We start from the raw sequence: 18,879 nt of genomic DNA, 5'->3' as shown, positions 1-18,879 counted from the left end.
TGCTCACACTATGCCTGTCAGTACCGTCCTGCTTCTTGCCAGCATCGGCGTTCTCTCCCTGTTCTGCCAGTGGTTGGCCTGGCGGGTCAGAATGCCGGCCATTCTGTTTCTGCTGGCCGGTGGTATTGCCGCTGGCCCGCTGCTGGGCTTCCTGGCACCCGAGGCGGTGTTCGGGGAACTGCTGTTCCCGGTCATCTCCCTGGCGGTGGCCATCATTCTGTTTGAGGGCAGCCTGACCCTTCGTTATGACGAGATCCGCGGTCACGGCAAGATGGTGCGCAATCTCATCCCGGTGGGCTCGATTGTCACCTGCATCATCGGAACGCTGTCGGTGCGCTGGCTGCTGGACGTATCCTGGCCTGTCGCCCTGCTGTTCGGTGCCATTTCCATCGTCACCGGCCCAACGGTTATCGCACCACTTTTGCGGTCGGTGCGGCCAGACGCCAAGCTCGCCAACATCCTGCGCTGGGAAGGCATCATCATAGACCCGGTGGGCGCCCTGCTTGCGGTTCTGGTGTTTGAGGGCATTGTGTCCTGGGGTCAGGGCAACGTGTTCGGCCATTCCCTCTACATTTTCGGCAAGACCCTGATGGTCGGCTTTCTGATCGGCGCCATCGCCGGCTACCTGAACGGCCTGGTGCTGCGCAAGCACTGGATTCCCCAATACCTGCACAACGCCGGGACCCTCACCTTCATGCTGGGGGTCTACGCCCTCTCCAACGAGATGGCGCACGAGTCCGGACTGTTGACCGTCACCGTAATGGGCATCTGGATGGCCAACATGAAGCAGGTGCCCATCGACAGCATCCTGGAATTCAAGGAATCCCTCAGCGTGCTGCTGATCTCGGCGCTGTTCATCATCCTGGCCGCACGGGTGGAATTCAGCGCCATTGCCGAACTCGGCTGGGGGCTGGCGGTGGTTCTGGCCATCCTGATGCTGGTAGCCCGCCCCTTGAGTATTTTCCTGTCCGCCATTGGTACCAGCCTGAACTGGCGGGAGAAACTGTTCCTGAGCTGGATAGCGCCCCGGGGTATCGTTGCCGCGGCGGTTTCCGCCCTGTTCGCCTTCCAGCTCCAGAAACTCGGCTATGAAAGTGCCGGCACACTGGTGCCCCTGGTGTTCATGCTGATCATTGCCACCGTCACGCTCCAAAGCCTGACCGCCCGGCCGGTGGCGCGGATCCTGAAAGTGGCGGAACCGGCGGAGTTCGGTTTCCTGATTCTTGGTGCCAACCCGGTGGCGCGTATGATCGCCCTGGCGCTCAAAAAACACGAGGTGCCGGTCACCCTCGCCGACACCAACTGGGAGAATGTTCGTCAGGCGCGCATGGACAACCTGCAGACCTATTTCGGCAACCCGGTGTCCGAGCACGCATCCACACACCTGGACCTCACCGGCATCGGCAACCTGCTGGTCATTTCGCCCTACAAGCACATGAACTCGCTGGCGACGTACCACTTCCTGGACTGGTTCGGAAACAACAGCGTCTTCACCCTCGCCGAGGGCGATCAGGACCAGAAGGCCCGCCACCAGACTGCGGAAAAGATCCAGATGACGCGCGGCCTGTTCGGTGGTGCGAGCTACGCCAAGCTGGCAAGCCTGGCCAGCCAGGGCTACACGGTAAAGACCACTCAACTCAGCGATGAGTTCAGCTACGACGCCTTTCTGGAGAAATACCAGCGCGAGGCCCTGGTGCTCTTTGTGTTTGACGGCAAGGGCCACGTGGTGCCGGTCCGGGATATGGACGAACTGAAGCCGGAGAAGGACTGGACGCTGATCAGCCTGGTCCCGCCCCAGGCCCGGAAGGAGCGGAAGGAAAAGGAAAGCCCGGACTCGGCTGCAAACCCGAGTGACGAGGCGGCATCGGAGCGTTCACGACTGCCCCTGCCGGAGGGAGAGAAGCGCTGAGGGGGCCCCTCAGCGACAATCCAGCACCAGCTTACCACGCACATGTCCTCCCTCGAGCAGCTCGTGGGCGTCGGCCACCCGATCCAGCGGGAAAGACTGGTCAATGTGGACGCGGACATCACCGTCTTCAATGAGTTCGGCAATCTCGTCCAGGTGAAAAACGTCCGGTCGTACGGTCATGCCATGGGCACGCAGGCCCATTTCCTCGGCCGCACTGATGATCTCATCGGCCGTGACCGTGGGGATCGTGACCAGCACGCCCTGTTCACCCAGGGTATGCAGGGAGCGCTTGCCAGCCTCGCCACCGACCAGGTCAAGCACGACATCCAGGCCATAGCACTCCTCGGCCACATCGGTCGTGCGGTAATCGATTACCTCATGTACGCCCAGCTCGGCCAGGAAGTCCCGATTGGACGCGGATGCCGTCGCCACCACGTGGGCCCCCCGTTCGAGCGCAAACTGCACGGCGAAATGCCCGACACCACCCGCACCCGCGTGGATCAGGATTTTCTGACCAGACTCCAGCTTGGCCACCTCGAACAGGGCCTGCCAGGCCGTGAGGGCGGCCAGCGGCAGGGCGCCGGCGACCACGAGGTCCAGCTCTTCGGGCACAATGGCCAGTTCATCGGCACCGGCTACCGCGTATTCCGCGTACCCCCCGCCAACGGAGGGGAAGCCGATCATGCCCATGACCCGGTCTCCGGGTGCCAGCGTGGTAACGTCCTCGGCGACCGAGACCACCTCACCGGCCACATCATAGCCCGGTGTCCACGGCAGGGAATTCTCGATCTGGCGCGCGGCAAACCCCAACCCTTTCCGGGTTTTCCAGTCGATGGGGTTCAGGCCCGCACCGTGAACCCGGATCAGGACCTGACCGGCTGCCGGCTGGGGGATGTCCGAGTGGGTCACCTGCAGTACATCTCGCTCACCAAAACGGCCATAGCTGATATGACGCATGGTGGTATCACTGCTCTGTTCATTGGGGTTTGCCATGGTGGTCTCCGGACAACGGTGGTAACGGACAACGGATTCAATTCAGACTAGCAGAAGATGCCCGCAAAGGTGATTCAATCGGCGGGCAGGCCCCGACCTCCGGCGACGACAGCCGCCCCGAGGATCTCGGCAAACTCTCTGGGAGCCCGGGATGGACGCTGGGTTTTCATGTTCACACAGGCGTGTGTCGACAGCGCCCGCACCAGCGTTTTGCCATCGGCCGGACGTACCAGCTGGAATTGGCGGGACGAACGCAAGCGGCCGTCATAACCGGTCAGCCAGGTGCCGAGAATCAGCCGGTCACCGGCGTTGGCGGACGCCAGGTAGTCGATCTCCGTGCGGGTGATTGCCATGGCCTTGCCGGTGGCCTCGTGCAGGTCCCAGGTCATCCCCAGGCTCTCGATATGGGCCCAGCTCACGTCCTCGAGCCAGCGAACATAGACCACATTGTTGGCATGACCCAGGCGATCCGTGTCTTCATCCCTCACGGTGATATCGAGGGTAAACGGATCTGGCAGATCCCACTGAATCGCGCCTTGGTCTGTCATGCTTCGTCGTCTCCGAGACCGGGAATGGCCCGTAACGGTATCCGTCCGATGCGATCGTTGTGAAGTGAACCAAAGTATAGGTAGCCATCGTGCGGATTCACTGAGGTGATTTCCTGCAGGTGAGTGCCCTTGGTATCGTGCAGGCTGGTGATCACCTCGCCGTCGCGATTGAACGCGACCACCAGGCCATATTCCTGAGGCGTCGGTTTCAGGCTGTCGGGCAGCTTGGCCACGAGATCCTTGAGCCAGGGCGTGCGGTGCAGGGCATCCACCTGGGAATTGCGGAGGGTGGGAAACGCCACCCAGTACCGGCCGTCCCGATCCACCGCCAGGTTGTCCGGAAACCCGGGAAGGTTGTCCGCAAACACCTCTGCCTGCCCGGCCTTGGGCCCCTGGATCCAGTAGCGCAGGATTCGGTATTTCCAGGTTTCGTTCACCAGCACGAACGAGCCATCCGGCGACACGGCGACGCCATTGGCGAAATGCAGGTTGCCCAACAAAACCTCAGCCTTGCCAAGCCGGGGCGAGTATCGCAACAGTCGGCCATGGGGACGCATTTCGAGCAGGTCCAGGCGGTAGTCCGGCTGCTGAAACCGGGAGCTGGCGTCGGTAAAGTAGATCCGGCCATCCGGGGCAATGTCGACGTCGTCCGTGAACCGGAACGGTGTGCCCTCTGCCTCGCGAGCCAGCACCGTCACGGTCTTATCCGGCGCGATGGACAGCAGCCCCTTCCAGGCATCGGCCACGATCAGGTTGCCGTTGCGGTCAAACACCATGCCAAGTGGCCGCCCCCCGGTCTGAAGCCAGGTTTCCACCCGACCGTCCGGAAACAGGCGAATGATCCGGCCATCCTGGGTTCCGGAGTAGACCACGCCGTCCGAGCTTACCGTGGTGTCTTCGGGGCCATAGACCTGGCCGCGGGCGAGGAGGTCGGCCAGACGAAGCCGCTCATTGGGGGCCAGCGGGCCAGTTAAAGGGGGAGGAGCCGGCGGTTGCCAGGCCTTGCTGTCAATGGGCGACGGTGTCAGGAGAAAGCTGCCCAGCAGCAAAAACAGGATCAGCACTCCCACCATCAACCATTTCATAGACCATGTCCGCCTGTTTTCGTGTCCGATGCATTTCGCCGCATTGGGTTAACCTTAGCAGACCGCCCCCAAGGCTTGAAAATGCCGTTCGCGCCAACGCCTAGCGGTTATTGTCCAGAAAACGCCGGCACAGGGCCGCGAACGAATCGGCCTTTTCCGCGTGCAGCCAGTGCCCCGTGCCCTTGATGATGCGAAGCTCGGCCGCCGGAAACAGGCGCTGGATCTCGTCCCGATGTTTTTCCTGGATGTAGGCCGATTCCTCGCCTTTGATGAACAGTACCGGACCCTCGAACGGCCGACTCCCCTCAGGGGCGCTGGCCAGGTTGGCGTAACAGGCATCGATCACCGGCACGTTCAGGCGCCAGCGAAAGGTAGGACCGCCTTCACTCTGCTCTTCCCTGGGTATCCGCTCGAGATTTTTCAGCAGGAACTGCCGGGTGGATGGCATCTCCACGAATTCGGCGAGCAGCGTGTCGGCGTCCTGGCGCGAACGCACACCCGTCAGGTCGATGCTCTTCAGTCCCTCCAGGACCTCATCGTGACGGGGTTTGTAACTCACCGGCGCGATGTCGGCCACGATGACCTTCTCAACCCGTTCCGGAGCCTGCAACGCCACCTGCATCGCCACCTTGCCGCCCATGGAATGCCCCAGGATACTGGCCCGGTCGATGCCCTGGCTGTCCATATAGGCAATCACGTCGGCCGCCATGGCCGGATAGTCCATGGTGTCGGTGTGAGGCGAGCTGCCATGATTACGCTGGTCCAGGGCGTGGATCTGCCACTCGTCCTGCAGCCGGCGGGCGATGCCGCCAAGATTCTCCAGGGACCCGAACAGGCCGTGCAACAGAATCAGCGGCGCACCTTCGCCGGTAATGCGGTGGTTCAGATCTACGGTCATGGGCAGACAAATCTCCGGGTTGGCTCACGGGTTTCGAGCGGATACATTACCACTGAGAATCTGTTGAGCAAGTTGGCGAGGGCGGGCGACATTCCGCAGACGAAAAAAAGCCGGGGAATCCCCGGCTTCAAGGTCATAGGCTTTACGCCTGGCTGATCAGCAGTAGAAGATGCTGTTCAGATACTCTGCAAGCGCCATCACGTTTTTCCGTTCGCGCTCAGTGTGAGGTACGAAAATTTCCTGTTCCATAAAACACCTCCTGAAAACACCTTTCCATTGCTTCAACCTGATGACTTAATGCTATCGTTGTTGGCATGACAAACCGTTGACAGGCTGTTTCATCCACTTGACATTTTGTATCAGCGTGGATGAAAAGTTGTTAACCATCGGGACCGATACCGTGATTCCTGCTCAGTCCGACAACGCCAGCACACCGCTGGTCGCCGCCTCCAGCACCCTGGCCCTGGTTCACTACCTCGAGCGCCAGGGGGTTCTGGACCCCGATCGTGTGGAACGGATTGTCGGGCTCGGCCTGGAGGCGCTGTCAGACCCGGACCTCCGGGTGCCAGCGAGCGCCCACTACCAACTCTGGGACTACGCCGAACACGCCACCGGCGACCCCGGCGTTGGGCTGCACGCCGGCCAGGTGGTTGATCCCGAACGCATGGGACTGGTCGGCCACGTCTTTTTCAACTGTGACACCCTGGGCGAAGCTGTCACCCAGTACGTCCGCCTGCACCGGTTAATCAACGAATCGGTCATCCTGAGCTTCGAGCAGACCGGCGAGCAGGCCATCCTGACCTGGCAGCCGGATGTTCCCCATCACTATTGCCGACAGGATATGGACCGGACCCTGGCGGCGGCTCTGTGCCGGACCCGGCATTTCATCCACCCCCAGATCACCGCCGAGTGGGCTGAGCTCGCCCATCCCCGACCAAGCTATGCGGACGAGTACGAAAAGATCCTGGGGGGACCGGTTCGGTTTGACTGCGCCACGACCCGCCTGGCGTTCAACAGCCGCCACCTCAGTCACCCGATTCCCCGCCGCAATCCCTACGTATACTCGGCCGTCCTGAAACAGGTGAACGCGGTGTTGGCGCGCCTGCAGCCCAGACGCTCGTTCGGCCGCAAGATCCGGCGCCTGATCTCGAAGCAGATGGCCACGGACAAGATCGACGCCGACAGCCTCGCCCGGCAATGCCATATGAGCCGCCAGACCCTGTACCGGAAACTGAAACGCGAGGGGCTCGGATTCCACGAACTGGTCGAACAGGTGCGCAAGGACAAGGCCCTGCGTTACGTTGCCGCCGATCACTATGCCCTGGGTGAAATCGCTTTCCTGCTGGGATTTTCCGAGCTCAGTGCCTTCAGCCGGGCCTTCAAACGCTGGACCGGAATGGCGCCGGCCCAGTACCGGGCCAGCCACCTGGCCAATGAGCCCGAAGCATCTGAGCCGGGCACCAAAGCGGACATGGACGAATAACCATGGAGAACGTCTCACTGGTGGCGGTGGCCGTTGGCCTGCTGTACCTCGCCGCACTGACCTGCATTTACCGGATCCTGCTGACCTACCGCACCGCCCAGGGCGCCATCGCCTGGATCATCGGCCTCCTTGGCCTGCCCTACGTGGCGGTGCCCATGTTCCTGCTGTTCGGACGTTACCGGTTCGGAGGCTACGTCAAGGCCCGGCGCATGGGCGACGAGGCCCTGACCAACCTGCTGAATCGGTTTGAGCAGCAGACCACATCGATCCCGGCGCCCGCCGACAAGTACTTCACCGACGAACTCCAGGTGTTGTGCAAGCTCGGCCGCCAGCCCTTTACCGAAGGCAACAACTGCACGTTGTTGCGGGACGGTGAGGCGACCTTTTCGGCGCTGTTCGAGGCCATGGAAAACGCCACCCGCTACATTCTCCTGGAGTTCTACATCGTCCGGTCGGATCGGGTCGGCCAGCGCATCAAGTCCATCCTGGAACGAAAACTCGCCCAGGGTGTGGAAGTCTGGTTTCTGTACGACGACATCGGCAGCGTCTGGCTGCCCCGAACCTACCTGAAACAGCTGGCGGCGGCCGGGGCCAGGATCGCCTCGTTTGGCAACGGCAACATCCGCCGACGACGATTCCAGATCAACTTTCGCAATCACCGCAAACTGCTGGTCTGCGATGGCACCATCGGCTTCGTCGGTGGCATCAATCTCGGTGACGAATACCTGGGCACCGCCATCGACCAGGAACCCTGGCGCGATACCCACTGCCGCATCGAGGGGCCCGCCGTGACCGGTCTGCAGTTGAGCTGGCTGGAGGACTGGAACTGGGCCAGTGACGAGTCCCCGGAACTGGACTGGGCACCGGGGTCCGGCAACGCCGGCGAGGACCGGGTGCTGATGTTGCCGACCGGTCCCGCCGACGATTGGGAAACCTGCACCCTGTTCTTCCTGAACTGCATCAACAATGCCCGGAACCGGCTCTGGATTTCCTCGCCCTATTTCGTGCCCGATTTTCAGATCATGAACGCCCTGCAACTGGCGGCACTCCGGGGGGTGGACGTACGAATTCTGATTCCGGAGAAATCGGACAGCCGGCTGATCGGCCTGGCGGCCTACTCGTATCTCGTTCAGGCCTGCAAAACCGGCATACAGATATACCGCTACCAGCCCGGTTTCATGCATCAGAAAGTCATTCTGGTGGACGACCGTTACGCCGCGGTAGGCACCGCCAACATGGACAATCGATCGATGCGCCTGAACTTCGAGATTACCGCGGTGACCACCGCCCACCATTTCATCAACAGTGTGGAATCCATGCTTGAGGAAGACCTCGGACATTGCCGGCTGATGAGCGAGAGCGATTACCGGGATCGGTCCATCCCCTTCCGCCTGACCTGTCGGGCCATCCGGCTGCTGGCGCCATTGCTCTGACAATCGCCCGGCAACCGCCTGTACTGGTGTCCGCAGGCCCATCTGTGCGACTATGCCTTCACGAATCAGCCAGTACGCAGTAACGATAAAAAGCCATGAACGCGTTCAGACCCAGAGAGACCCTGACCGAGCAGGTCGCCCGCCACATTGAAAACCTGATTGCCTTCGGCCAGCTCCGCTCAGGCGAGCGCATCTATGAAGGGGCCATGGCCAAGGAACTGGACGTCAGTCATGGTTCCATCCGCGAAGGCCTGTTGCTGTTGGAAAAACGCCACCTGGTGCGCAACGTTCCACGTAAAGGGGCATTCGTCACTCCGCTGGACGACTACTTCGTGCGCAGCCTTTATGAGACCCTCGAACTGTACCTGACCCACACGGGCCGTAAGCTCGTTCGGCAATGGCAGCCGGCCGATATGGAACGGCTGGAGTCACTGTATGCGCAGATGAAGGCCTGTTTTGAGAAACGCGACCTGATGGCGTTTCTTGAGCTGGGCATCGAGTACACCAAGGCGTCACTGGCCTACGCGGACAACTACTTCATCGTTGCTGCCATCGATGACCTCTGGCCCTCGGCCAAGCGGTGCGCGTTCGTGGCGTTCCAGCAGGGTGGCAGCCACGTGTTCGAGGACAACCTGGCCCACATGCAGGAATCCATCGAGGCCATCAAGGATCGGGACGAGGAGAAGCTCGCGAACATCCTGCACCATTTCGCCATGCAGCAGTGCCAGCAGGTACTGGACGCGATCGCGACCAACGACCGCAAAGGCGCCTAGCCCCGAGCGTCAGTAGAACAGCTGGGTGTAGGAGAACCCGATGTTCAGGTAGGCGGTCCAGTCGTCCCGGTTGTTGTAGGCGGCAGCCAGCTGTACCGGCCCAAGGAAGGTATCCACGCCGGCAAACAGACTCCAGGAGCGCACGGAATTGTTCCAGCTGGCCTGATCAAAGGACTCCCAGGCGTTACCCGCCTCAAAGCCCGCCCCGGCAAACCAGGGCATCAACGGGCCTCCAAAGGCCTGACTGGCGTACACCGATCCCAGCAGGGCGTTATCACCGGTGATCTGGCCGGGGGCGTAGGCCGAGAGCCGGCGAAAACCACCCAACCTCACCGCATTTTCGATACCCGGCTCGCCGCTGGTCACCGCCGTCCCGTAGACCAGCCCCGTCAGGTTAAAGCCCTGCCAGCTGTCGGTCCCGAGCAACATGGCCGTCACCGAATCGAAGTGACGGTCCGAGCCCAGATCTTCCCGCTCCAATCGCCCGCGCAGACCGGCAAAGGCGCCGTGCCGAGGGTAGAAGGAATCATCGAGGGAATCATGCACCAGTTGCAGGCTGATGCCGCCGCGGTGGACGTTGTCCTCCCGCACGAGCGGCTGCCCGACCAGCTCATCGACGGACGCGTACCCACGGGTGTACTTGAGGCGGGCTTCGGCGTTTCCACCCAGCTCGGTGCCAAGGGCAACGTCCAATTGACGGGAGGTGACGTCTACCTCGGCCACGGGACTGGTGCCCCCGTCGTACAGACTGAACGTTTCCCGGGTGTATTCGCCGCCCACGACCAGGAAACGCTTATAGCCGTAATCCAACGGCTGGTACCATTGGGTTCGCACCCAGGGCTCCGTGCCCAATTGAACGCCGGTCTGCCACTCGGCACCGAGATCATTTAGCTCGGTCATTCTCAGGCCGGAGGCCAGATTGAACCGGTTCTCGCCATCGAAGTTGTCTTCGTAACTGAGCCCGAAGGACAGATAATTCGGGCCCCAGCTTTTTTCCTGCACCTGGATTGTCAGCACGGTGCCCTCCGGAGACGGCGCCAGGGAGTAGGAGACGGTCTCGTAGTAACCCAGACCGTAGATCCGTTTCAGATCCTCCTCAAGCACTTCGACATCCAGCGGTTCGCCGGTTTCCTGCTGTATCCGCTCCCGCAGGAACTCGGGGGCCAGGGACCGGCCCTGTTCGATCCGTATCCGTACGATCGGCCCCGTACTGTAGGCCCGGGAGGCCCTTTGCGCCTTATAGGCTGTCCAGTCGGTCCGCGAGACGGTCAGCGGTCTCAGCTCAACCGCATGTTCGCGAGCCGCCGTGGCCCCCAGTTCAAACAGCGTCAATGCATCGTAGAAGTCGGCGGAGCTGTAACCTTCCAGGTCGGGCCGGATCAGAACGTCTTTGTCACCCAACAAGGCCAACTGCTCATCGGTGTTGCGCCGGGTCATGATGGTGGTGAGCTGGCCAACGACCGAGAAGGCTTCCCTGAGCTCCTCGGAATCCATGAGGGCATCGGTGATGTCAACGGCAATGATAACGTCCGCGCCCATGTCACGGGCCACGCTGACCGGAAGGTTATTGGCCACGCCGCCATCCACCAGCAAGTGCCCGTCACGCTGAACCGGCGCGTAAACGCCGGGAATGCTCATGCTGGCACGAATGGCTTCCGCTAGATTGCCATCCCCCAGCACGACCTGCTCACCGGTTTCGAGGTCCGTCGCCACCGCCCGGAAAGGAATCGCCAGCCGGTCAAAATCCTCCACCAGGGCGGCGCTGCGGGTCAGTTCATTCAGGATGAAACCGAGGTTCTGGCCGGCGATGATGCCGCTGCCTACGTGCAGGCCATCGGCGCGCAGGCCGATACCCGGGGTCAGTGGCAAGCGGACCTCTTCACTCTTGCGCCGCACCGGTTTGTAGACGCGGCCCGGATCATCCTGAAAACTGGAGAGCCAGTCCATTTCGATGAACCGGCGCTCAATGTCCTCGACGGCTACGCCCGATGCGTAGAGTGCCCCCACCGCCGAACCGGCGCTGGTTCCCACCACCAGGTCCACCGGAATATTCATTTCCTCGAGCACTCGCAGAACGCCCACGTGGGCCATGCCCTTGGCCCCGCCGCCACTCAATACCAGCCCCACGCGGGGACGCTCGGCCGCGGACAGTGGCAGCGCGACGACAGCCACCGCCAGGCCGAGTATCAGGAAGACCGTTCTCACCCGCTGAAGGATCCTGTTCCCGGAGCCCACTTCACGACTTGCCGGTGGCGTCGTCGTCCGCCAGGGAAAGGTGTGACACGTCCGGCACCACCGGTGACGGGAGCTCCCGGTCAACCCCCAGATCCGTGCCCGCGGGCGCCAGCGTCCAGTCATCAAGGTGCTGGAACATGGGCGGCTCCACCTCGGTATGCTCCATCAGGGTCACCCCGACCGGATCGAGGCCGAGGCCGGAGCCCGACAGGATGTCATCCACCTTTTCGCCGGCGACCGGCAGGCGCTCTCCCGGCTCGGTCTCCGGCACCTTGCCCCGGGGCGCGGCGGCGGCCTCGGGTTGAGGTGCCGTTTCAGCCCTGGGTGGCGTAGCCTTCGCCGGCGCTGGCCGGGCCGGCTCTGCCCCCGCCATAGGCTGCACATGGGCAATCATGCCGTGTTTTTTCAGGACCGCGCGGTACTTTTCGGCCTGCACTTCCTCCAGTTTGTTACGGATCACCACCGGCTGACCGCTGAACATGCGGTCCACCTGCTCGACGCTGGCCTTGAACAGGCTGCGGGCGTTACTTCTGGCGGTTTCCGGATCCGTACCGGGAGCGCATTCTCCCCTAAAGACAAGCTGAAACATGCGATTTCCTCTTAATGACTGTTCTAATGACAGAATAGTTGATAGCGTGGCCGCCGGCCGCGTCTGCCCCGCAACCTAACAACATGCAAACTGCAAACAATTGAAAAATCCATGCACTCGATCACGCAAAATGCAGGGTACTCTGCGATAATCCACCGTAACGAAACTTTACATTCCGTAACACGAACGCCGGATTGTCACCGGGAGTGACTCTCATGAAAAACACCTTGGCGCTTGGTGTCATGACCGCCGCCCTGTTGATGCCAGCCTTTTCGGCCCAGGCCGAAAACCTGGATATCCTGATGAGCCAGATCTTCCCCCAGGATCAGGCCACCTACATCGGCTACGAGAGTGTTGAGCGCGAGGATATTCCCGCATCCTCCGCCATCGACCGCAAGTACCTGATTGTCGATTTCCGGTTCGAATCCCGCCAGCCTCCAGTAGAGCAGCTTCAGGCCAGCGTGCACAAGGTGTGCATGACCCTTCTGAAGGACCGCGAACTGATCCGCCAGCTCTCCGATTCCGGATATGACATGGTCGCCGTCGCCTTCGACCGCCGTTCCCAATTCGATTGCCTGTAACTGGATCTCCGCAATTACTGGCGGCCAAGAAGCTTGGGAAATGCCTCCAGTGAGCTGTTCACCGCATCCAGGTTAAACGCTTCCACATCGGCCAGCAGTTTCTCCCCATACCGGGTCACCGAGCGCGAACGGAACCGCTGCCCCCAGGCCTGCACCCGCCGTGCGAAATCCTTCATCTGCTCGGGATCGCCGCTCTCCCGAACCGTTTTCCACTCGTCCCCGAAGTCCGAGGCCAGCTGCTCCCGTAACCAGCCGCGCTCCTGCATGCTGAGCGTCTGGGCCAGCAGCCGCTCCTCTTCCTTCGGCTCGCCTTCATCCTCGGCCTGCTCACCGGTGGCGGCCACTCTCGGAATGACCACCGTAAACACCGACCCGGTCCCGGGCTCGCTTTCCACCTCCAGATCGCCGCCCATCATGCGCGCCAGTTTACGGCTGATGGCCAGCCCCAGACCGGTACCACCATAACGCCGGGTGTTCTGACCTTCCTGCTGTTCGAATGCGTCGAATATGCGCTCGCGCTGATCCGCGGGAATACCGATCCCGGTGTCCTTTACCGTGACCACCAGGTGATAGTACTGGCGGTCTGACTCGCCCTCGTCCTCCGGGATTTCCTCGGGCTTGAGCGGTCTGGCCGTTGCCCTGACGGTCACACCGCCGTTGTGGGTGAACTTGATGGCGTTGCCCACCAGGTTGAACAGCACCTGACGGAGCCGGGTCTCATCCAGCATCATGGCGGCCGGCATTTTTGAATCGACACTGACTTCCAGGGTAATGCCCTGCTCCCGGGCCCGCAGATCAAAGATATGACGAACATCACCGAGCAGGCGGCGCAGGGAAACCGCCGAGTAATCCAGGCGCATTTTCCCGGCCTCAATGCGGGACAGGTCGAGAATGTCGTTGATCAGCATCAGCAGGCTGCGGCTGCCGGCTCGAATGGCCTCAAGGTAGGTACGTTGCTGTGGGTCCGTCACCGTGTTGTTCAGCAGGTCGCTGTAACCGATCACCGCATTCATCGGCGTTCGGATCTCGTGGGACATGTTGGCAAGGAACTCGCTCTTGGCCAGACTCGCCGTTTCCGCTTCCCGCGCCAACCGTTCCGCCTCCAGTTTTGCCGCCCGGAGTTCGTCCTCACTGCGTCGCAGGGCATTCTCCGACCGGATGCGCTCGTCCACCTCCCGCGACAGTTTGCGGTTCCAGTAGAGGAAAATCAGCACCACCAGCAAGGCAATCAGCACCACCCGGCGAACCACGGTGTAGTCGGTTTCCTGCTCGATATCCAGATGAATCCAGCGATTGTAGATCGCTTCGGTCTCGGTGGCTTCGAGGCTGTTCAGGGCCTGATTCAGGATGCGGTGCAGCTCCGGCTTGTCCTTTCTGACAGCCAGCCGAAGATCGTACTCGTAAGGGGTAATACTGGTGATCCGGAGGTTCGAGAGCCCCAGCCTGGCAACCGTATAACTCACCGCCGGGATGTGAGTCACCATCACTTCCAGGTCGCCGTTGGACAGGGCCAGCAGCCCCTCCTCGACGGTATTCACGGGGTAGATATCCAGGTTCGGATGGTTGATCAGCAGGTAATCGTGCGCCGCGTGCCGGTTGACCACGCCAACGCGTTCATCCCGCAACTCCCGCAGATCGCCGATAAAGCGGCCGTCGTCCCTGATGGCCAGGGCGATCGGTACGGTGAGGTAGGCCCGGGTAAACAGATACTCGTTTTCAGTCCGAGGCGTCCGCGACAGCCCCGGCAGGATATCGATGTCGCCATCCCGCAACTGTGACTCGGCGGCCATGCGGTCCGGCACTACGATGCGGTTGAACCGTGCACTGAGCTCCGTTTCGAGCCGGGTCACGAGATCCGGCACCAGTCCGGTCGGCCGTCCATCCTGGGCATACTCGAACGGCGGCCAGTCCGACCGGAAGGCGACTCTCAGGTTCGGGTTCCGCTTGAGCCATTCCTGATCAGAGACCGACAATTCCAGACCGCTGCGCTCCAGGGCCGGCAGATCCGCCTGCAACCAGGCCTGTCGAATCACCCGGTGCTCGGTGTGGCTGATGGCCGCGATGGCCTGGTTCAGGACGTAGTAAAGGCGGTCGTCGTCGACATCCACCTGGAACACAACGTCCACCGGGGTTTCATCAAGCAGAGCCGACAAGCCAATGCCGTTGATCATCGCCGACTGCAGGTAATCGGAAACCACCGCCACCGGGCCCAGGAACGCATCGGCCTGGCCCGACAGCACCTGGCTGACGGCCTCGGCGATGCTTTCAACCTCGACCGGCGTGAAGCTCTCGACCGGATCCAGCATGGGGTACTGGTTGAGATCGCCATCGATGACTGCGATCCGTCCGCCCTCCAGATCCGACAGACTGCGTATCGCAACGTCACCGGCACTGACAAACAGACCATAGGTGAGCGTCATCACCGGTTCGCTGTAGCGTTTCCCCGGGGTGACCAGAGATTGGGGCAGGCGGGTGGTCAACACCGCATCGGTGTCCGGCGTAGTCTGACCGGGCTCATCGGCCGCGGGCAGAATCACAGGATTCATCGGCACCCCGAGCTTGTCGGAGAGCCGGGCCAGGTAATCAATGTAAGTGCCGGCCAGCGTGCCATCACCGGTATCGAAGATCAGCGGGACCTGCCCTACGCGCACCCCAATCCGGAAGCTTTCCTGCTCAGCGAGCCAGCTCAGTTCGTCGCTGCCGAGAACCGGCGACGGCGACGGCTGGGGTGGGTCCGCTCGAAGCGGGGATTGAAACAGCGCAAGCAGGCAGCATAGTAAGAAGGGAAGGATGACCTTCACTGGATATCCTCAAGGGTTCCGCTACATTTCAGGGAACAATACCTGCAAACGAACGGGATTTCATTCAGGCAACCGTCAATCAGGAGATCGGTATCCATGGATACAAGCAAGCACACGCTCAGTACCCTTTTCGAGCAGCTCGGTCTGGCGGCCGACGAAAAGAGCATTGAGGACTTTGTGGCACGGTACTCGCCGCTGCCCCGGGAGATTGCGCTGCAGGATGCTCCGTTCTGGTCCGAAAGTCAGTCCCACTTCCTGGAAGAAGGCCTTGAGGACGATAGCGACTGGGCTGAGATCATTGATGAACTGGACGCGATGATGCGTCACTGACCTGCCTGTTCTGCACTGATCTGAACGCGATTCCGGCCGTTGTCCTTAGCGAGGTACAGGGCGCGGTCGGCACGATCAAACACGGTCGCTTCCGAGTCTTTTCTCCCAACGGCCGCCAGGCCAGCGGAAAACGTGACGGTTACCGGCTCACCACTGAAATGAAAGGGCAGCTTGCCGACATGCTGCCGCAGCTTGTCCATCGCCACTTTGGCTTCATCCGGCGTGGTCTCGGGAAACAGCAAAACAAACTCCTCACCACCAAAGCGGGCAATGAAGTCCGTGGTCCGGAGCCGTTCACTCAGCTCTCGGGCCACCAGCTGCAGCACCCGGTCGCCCGCCTTGTGGCCATAGGAGTCGTTGATCCGCTTGAAAAAATCAATATCCAGCACGCCAACCGTTAATGGCTGCTGATATCGCTGCCAGCGATTGAACTCGAAGGACAGGCGCTCCTGCCAGGCCTCTCGGTTCGGCAGTTGGGTCAGTAAGTCCGTCATTGCCCGGTGGCGTTCGCGCCGCACCTCTTTCTGCACCTGTTCCGAGTGGGCCTCCATGGCCGCGATCTTCTCCTGCATGACCGCCAACTGTTCCGAAAGCACCCTCTCCCGCTCCGTCTCCTGTTCACGGTAACGTCCCACCGCCTCGCCGATGGACGACAGGTGATGACTGACTGAGGCTTTAAGCTGCTGCAGATCGTCGCTGTCCCGCAACTGAGACCCCGCCCGCTCCAGCTCCTGACGGATTTCACGGTCCAGGGCCTCGGATGCGGTCAGTCGGCTCGACTGGGCGGACGTTTGCTCCGAAAAATGCGCCCGCAGCGCCTCGAGTCGCTCGTCCAGTCGTTTGAGAAAGGCCTCGAACTCTCGCTGGCTTCGGGTAACCGCCGCAATCACCAGCTCGGCGACGTGGTTCAGCCCCTCCCGCAGCTCGTTCCAGTCGTTGCTGGACAGCAACGCCTGCTGCAGGGCCCGGGCACGGGCTTCGGCGGTGGGTTCAAGGGCAACCGTATTCAGCAGCTGCCCCAGCAGTTGCCCGATACGCCGGGCTATACGGAGACGCTGGGTATTGTCGGCCAGATCCCGTTCGTCCCCGGGAACGTTCCGCGGTTCGACGGAACCGCATCCCGGATCGACGATGGGCGCCTCCGGATTGCTCTCGCTTTCGGGCGGGCTCCGTTCGTCGAGCAAGGTCACCTGTCGGTCGATCTGCTCCTGCAGCTCCCGCCAGGCATCGACATCCACGTTTTTCTGGCGCAGGTCCTTGCGAACCTTCGCCAGCAGTCGGTCGAGCTCCGGGGTCTGGCCTTCCGAGGCCAGACTGGTCCGCACCAGCATCCGTTCCAGGGTATTGCGCTCAACTTTCCATTGCTGGGCCCGAAGGTCGGCCGATTCCAGCTCCTGAAGGTATTTTTCCTTCCAGGACTGATCAGATGTCATTCAGTGCTCCCTTGTTCGCCTGTTCTGACCGCACGTCGCGGGCTTGGCCCCGTGCCAGGTTAGTCCTCGGCACCGTCCTGCTTACGTTTTTGCCCATGATACGGATGACGGCGAGCTCTGGGGTGACTCTGGTCATAAACCCGGGCTAAATGTTGAAAATCGAGGTGGGTATAGACCTGGGTGGTGGCGATGTCGGCATGGCCGAGCAGTTCCTGGACGGCCCGGAGGTCGCCACTGGATTCCAGCATGTGGCTGGCGAAGGAATGGCGCAGCAGGTGGGGATGGAGTTTTTGGTCGGCACCTTTGGCCAGGCCCCAACGGTTGAGCCGGGCCTGGATGCTGCGATGGCTGAGCCGATCGCCCCGCCGGCTGACAAACAGCGCCTGCTCCGTTTCCATCGCCAGGCCGGCTCGCACCGGCAGCCACGCCTGCAACGAGGACCGGGCTTTGCGTCCGACCGGAAGGACCCGCTCTTTGCCGCCCTTGCCCAGCACCCGCACCTCGCCGCCCTGAAGATCGACCGAGTCCACGTCCAGGCCAGCCAGTTCCGACAGCCGGAGCCCGGAGGAGTACATCAACTCGAACATGCACAGATCGCGCACTTCCAGCGGATCGTCCGGACGGGCATCGAGCAGGTGATTGAGCTGGTCCACATCGGCCACTTTGGGCAGTCGCCGAGCGCTCTTCGGGGCCCGGATATCCAGGGCCGGATTGTCGGTGGCCAGACGTTCCCGTAACAGGTACTGGTAGAAACGCCGGATGGCGGACAGGTGGCGGGCAATGCTGCGGCCATTCAGCCCGTCTCGACTCAGTGCCGCCACATAACGGCGAAGGTCATGGTTGGAGACCCTTTGCCACTGATCCTGTTGATCGTGGGACAACCAGCGGGCCAGCCCCCGAAGGTCGCGCTGGTAACTGTCACAGGTGCGGGGCGAATGCCGTTTTTCCGAGGCGAGATGACCGATGAAGGCTTCCAGGGGAGCGATCAGGCTAGCTGGAGGTTCCAGTTGCCCGGTCATGTCGGGCACCCTAGCGAGATTCCGTGGCGATGTCCGCCACCGGCGCCGCTCCGGTGTGACGCTGAACCATGGGCGGGAGCAGCCGGCTCAGGGTATCGCTGATGTAACTCAGAAACAGGGAACCCATGCTCTGGTCAAAATAGCCAGGCTGGCAGCTTCCGACGGCAAACACCCCGACCAGGTCGTTGCTGCGCAGGGGCACGAGCGCAACCGAGGCGATGGGTTCCTCGCGGTCCGGGAACAGGAACTGGCGCTCGCTTTCCCGGAACTGGCCGCATACTGCACGGCTGCCCTCCAGGAGGCTCCCGAGACGCTCGTGGGCTTCGTCCGGGCGGACGACGTGAAGCGCGCCCTGAGACGGATCAGGCAGAGGCCGATCGGTAAACAGAAGGACCGAAGCCGCATCCAGCCCAAAATCACCCCGAATGCTGTCATCGATGGCGGACGCCATGTCATTGAGGGTGCGGGCTTCAATGACCTGCATCAGCAGGCGTTTGCTCTTCTCGAACAGCCGGTCGTTCTGACGGGCAATGGCCACCAGCTCCACCAGTTCGCGACGCAGGGTATCCCGCTGCTCACGGAACAGGTGCACCTGACGCTCCACCAGCGAGATTGCCCGGCCACTGTCGTGAGGCAGGGTCAGACTGCGAAGCAGCTCGTCCTGATCCACAAAGAAATCCGGATTCTCCCGCAGATACTCCGCCACCTGCTCGCGGCTGAGCTCTCCGGCCTTCTGGCGGGCCGCTTGGTCTGTCATCACGTTCTCCTG

General features: G+C 61.8%; 16 protein-coding genes. 6 read left to right on the top strand and 10 right to left on the bottom strand.

What is annotated here, in order from left to right:
- Positions 1-10 precede the first annotated feature (10 nt).
- Entirely contained in the window at positions 11-1,909 is a 1,899-nt protein-coding gene (locus KXD86_RS13895) for a cation:proton antiporter (protein ID WP_218636595.1), read from the top strand.
- 9 nt (positions 1,910-1,918) lie between these two features.
- Here KXD86_RS13895 and KXD86_RS13890 read toward each other — a convergent pair whose 3' ends face one another.
- The 4 genes from KXD86_RS13890 to KXD86_RS13875 all read right to left on the bottom strand — a co-directional run bounded on the left by KXD86_RS13890 (position 1,919) and on the right by KXD86_RS13875 (position 5,433).
- A complete protein-coding gene (locus tag KXD86_RS13890; RefSeq protein WP_218636594.1) occupies positions 1,919-2,902 on the bottom strand; it encodes an NADP-dependent oxidoreductase in 984 nt (327 codons plus the stop codon).
- Between the two features lie 74 nt (positions 2,903-2,976).
- Positions 2,977-3,450, bottom strand: coding sequence for an acyl-CoA thioesterase (locus KXD86_RS13885; protein WP_218636593.1), 474 nt, complete (start codon positions 3,448-3,450; stop codon positions 2,977-2,979).
- Positions 3,447-4,535: an SMP-30/gluconolactonase/LRE family protein gene (locus KXD86_RS13880; RefSeq protein WP_218636592.1), complete on the bottom strand. Its 1,089-nt coding sequence runs from the start codon at positions 4,533-4,535 to the stop codon at positions 3,447-3,449. Before KXD86_RS13880 ends, KXD86_RS13885 begins: the two co-directional genes overlap by 4 nt.
- A gap of 100 nt (positions 4,536-4,635) precedes the next feature.
- A complete protein-coding gene (locus KXD86_RS13875; RefSeq protein ID WP_218636591.1) occupies positions 4,636-5,433 on the bottom strand; it encodes an alpha/beta fold hydrolase in 798 nt (265 codons plus the stop codon).
- A 400-nt stretch (positions 5,434-5,833) separates the two neighbouring features.
- Between KXD86_RS13875 and KXD86_RS13870 the strand changes: the two genes are divergently transcribed.
- From KXD86_RS13870 to KXD86_RS13860, 3 genes are all read left to right on the top strand, one after another.
- Positions 5,834-6,916 carry an AraC family transcriptional regulator gene (locus tag KXD86_RS13870; RefSeq protein WP_218636590.1) on the top strand — a complete coding sequence of 361 codons (1,083 nt, stop codon included), beginning with the start codon at positions 5,834-5,836 and terminating at the stop codon, positions 6,914-6,916.
- 2 nt (positions 6,917-6,918) lie between these two features.
- Positions 6,919-8,349 carry a cardiolipin synthase gene (cls, locus tag KXD86_RS13865; protein ID WP_218636589.1) on the top strand — a complete coding sequence of 477 codons (1,431 nt, stop codon included), beginning with the start codon at positions 6,919-6,921 and terminating at the stop codon, positions 8,347-8,349.
- A 95-nt stretch (positions 8,350-8,444) separates the two neighbouring features.
- On the top strand, positions 8,445-9,122 hold the full coding sequence (locus KXD86_RS13860; RefSeq protein WP_218636588.1) for a GntR family transcriptional regulator: 678 nt from the start codon (positions 8,445-8,447) through the stop codon (positions 9,120-9,122).
- Positions 9,123-9,131: 9 nt separating this feature from the next.
- On the opposite strand, the gene KXD86_RS13855 is transcribed toward KXD86_RS13860, so the two are convergent.
- Positions 9,132-11,213, bottom strand: coding sequence for a patatin-like phospholipase family protein (locus tag KXD86_RS13855; protein WP_376770979.1), 2,082 nt, complete (start codon positions 11,211-11,213; stop codon positions 9,132-9,134).
- Positions 11,214-11,358: 145 nt separating this feature from the next.
- The gene (locus KXD86_RS13850) at positions 11,359-11,946 is read right to left on the bottom strand and encodes a hypothetical protein (RefSeq protein WP_218636587.1); all 588 of its coding nucleotides are present in this window, start codon (positions 11,944-11,946) and stop codon (positions 11,359-11,361) included.
- Between the two features lie 215 nt (positions 11,947-12,161).
- Here KXD86_RS13850 and KXD86_RS13845 point away from each other — a divergent pair, with 215 nt between their 5' ends.
- On the top strand, positions 12,162-12,527 hold the full coding sequence (locus tag KXD86_RS13845; RefSeq protein WP_376770960.1) for a hypothetical protein: 366 nt from the start codon (positions 12,162-12,164) through the stop codon (positions 12,525-12,527).
- 14 nt (positions 12,528-12,541) lie between these two features.
- On the opposite strand, the gene KXD86_RS13840 is transcribed toward KXD86_RS13845, so the two are convergent.
- Positions 12,542-15,328: an ATP-binding protein gene (locus KXD86_RS13840; protein WP_218636586.1), complete on the bottom strand. Its 2,787-nt coding sequence runs from the start codon at positions 15,326-15,328 to the stop codon at positions 12,542-12,544.
- 96 nt (positions 15,329-15,424) lie between these two features.
- Between KXD86_RS13840 and KXD86_RS13835 the strand changes: the two genes are divergently transcribed.
- Complete coding sequence (locus KXD86_RS13835) at positions 15,425-15,658, top strand: DUF2789 domain-containing protein (protein WP_218636585.1); 234 nt, start codon at positions 15,425-15,427, stop codon at positions 15,656-15,658.
- On the opposite strand, the gene KXD86_RS13830 is transcribed toward KXD86_RS13835, so the two are convergent.
- The 3 genes from KXD86_RS13830 to KXD86_RS13820 are packed head-to-tail and all read right to left on the bottom strand — an operon-like array spanning position 15,652 to position 18,867.
- Positions 15,652-17,091, bottom strand: a complete 1,440-nt coding sequence (locus KXD86_RS13830) for a GGDEF domain-containing protein (RefSeq protein WP_218636584.1) — start codon at positions 17,089-17,091, stop codon at positions 15,652-15,654. The two genes, KXD86_RS13835 and KXD86_RS13830, sit on opposite strands and share 7 nt — an antisense overlap.
- A 59-nt stretch (positions 17,092-17,150) precedes the next feature.
- Positions 17,151-18,110, bottom strand: a complete 960-nt coding sequence (gene xerC, locus KXD86_RS13825) for a tyrosine recombinase XerC (RefSeq protein WP_218636583.1) — start codon at positions 18,108-18,110, stop codon at positions 17,151-17,153.
- Positions 18,111-18,120: 10 nt separating this feature from the next.
- Positions 18,121-18,867 (bottom strand): DUF484 family protein, encoded by a 747-nt coding sequence (locus KXD86_RS13820; protein WP_218636582.1) that lies wholly within the window; start codon positions 18,865-18,867, stop codon positions 18,121-18,123.
- Positions 18,868-18,879 lie beyond the last annotated feature (12 nt).

Source organism: Marinobacter arenosus, assembly GCF_019264345.1.
GTDB lineage: Bacteria > Pseudomonadota > Gammaproteobacteria > Pseudomonadales > Oleiphilaceae > Marinobacter > Marinobacter arenosus.
This window is presented reverse-complemented; position numbering and strand designations above follow the sequence as displayed.